Origin of the sequence: Thermogutta sp. (assembly GCF_014359955.1) — a bacterium.
Classification (GTDB): domain Bacteria; phylum Planctomycetota; class Planctomycetia; order Pirellulales; family Thermoguttaceae; genus Thermogutta.
The window spans coordinates 1-1,652 of sequence record NZ_JACIYL010000902.1; the positions used below are offsets into that span (position 1 = coordinate 1).

General features: G+C 56.5%; 2 protein-coding genes. Both read left to right on the forward strand.

All coding sequences use genetic code 11. The features are described from left to right. Positions 1 to 760, forward strand: a 760-nt coding sequence (locus H5U08_RS18055) for a discoidin domain-containing protein (protein ID WP_297036314.1), incomplete at its 5' end; no start/stop codon positions are given. Between the two features lie 60 nt (positions 761 to 820). Further along, the coding region (locus H5U08_RS18060; protein ID WP_297036317.1) for a TIM barrel protein at positions 821 to 1,652 on the forward strand (832 nt) is incomplete at its 3' end.

A 1,652-nucleotide genomic window follows, 5' to 3' on the forward strand; every position in this document is an offset into this window, starting at 1 on the left:
AGGTGGGCGACTGGACAGTATTGCCCTCCATTTGACTTCCGAACTCTCCCAACCCACCGAAATCCCCGTCGAGTTGTGCGCTGCTGCCGACCTGGGAAACTTCGAGAACGGCCGCCCGGTTGGCAAATCCTCGGCGATTGTGCCGGGCGGTGCCAGCGGCTGGGTTGTTGTGAGTATTCAGCGAGAGTTGCCCGAGGGCTACTATTTCGTGTGGCTCCCCAAGACGGCGGGGATTTCCTGGACGCTTTTCTCGCAGCAGGTAGCAAACACCTCGCGGGCTTATCGCAGCCCCGGTGGAAAGTGGACCACCATGCCTCAGACATATGCATTCCGGCTCTCTCCTGGGGACGAGCCCGGAATCAAGCTGGCCACGGAAGTGGACCAAACGCAGCAACTCTTCGCTCCGGAAAATGTTATCGACGGTTTTGCCCGGGCGATACGTGGTATTCCTCACTCCTGGCGCCCGGATCCCCAGCAGCCGCTACCTCAATGGGTGGAGTTGCGATTTGACCGGCCGGTCAAGTTCAACACCGTCCACGTATCTTTCCAATCCAAATTGATGCGAGCGGACGACTTCGATATCCAGATCGGCCGGGATGACGGTTGGGTGACCGTCCTGGAAGTCCGGGACAACTTTGATCGTCGCCGCGTGTTGACGTTCCCCGCCGTGACATCGGACCGGTTGAGAATCGTGATTCGCCGTGCCCAGCCGGAAATGGGAATCTGTGAAATTCGTGTGTACGATGAGAACGACGGTTGAACACCGTTTCCCTATTGGCCAGACCGTTTTGATTTGTGATCTGTCGTAAGGAGGAAACTCATGCGCTCCCAATTTTCGCGTCGCGATTTTCTGGCCCAGGCCTCCGCTGCTGCCGGAATTTTGGCATTCGGTCGAATCACTCTGGCGGAAGGCTTCCGCACAACCATTCACAAGGCGATGATCGGCAAGCCCACGGAGCAGTGGCTCAAAGAGCTCAAAGCGGCGGGATTTCACGGCGTGGAATCAAATGACCGACATGCGGATCCCAAAGATGCGCAAGCCGCCCGAAAATTGGCGGAAAGCCTCGACATGCGGGTGCATTCCGTGCTTTACGGTTGGGCCAACTTTAATACCGACAGCGTCAATCAGGACATCGAAAGTGTGGCCCAGTCCCTCCGCACGGCCGCCGCCTACGGGGCGGATGCCCTTCTCCTCGTCCCCTGCCGCATCGGCGGGATGAAGATGCCGGAACCCTGGGAATTTGATATCGAATTCGATGAAAAGACCGGGCATGTGCTTCGTGTCGTCACGGGTGATAACACTCCCTACAGGGACTACATCGAGGCTCATAATCATGCCATCGATACATCTCGGGAAGCGGTCAAGAAACTCATCCCGGTGGCAGAAAAAACGGGTGTGATCATCGCCCTGGAAAACGTGTGGAACAACCTCTGGGTGAAACCCGCTATTTTTGCCCACTTTGTAAAATCGTTCGATCATCCGATGGTGCGGGCCTATTTTGATATTGGCAATCACGTGAAATATGCACCACCCGTGGAGTGGATTCGGGCATTAGGGTCGATGATCGTCAAACTTCACGTGAAGGACTTTCTGCTCAATCCCGACGGGAAAGGTGGCAAGTTCGTTCACCCGCGAGACGGCAGTGTGGACT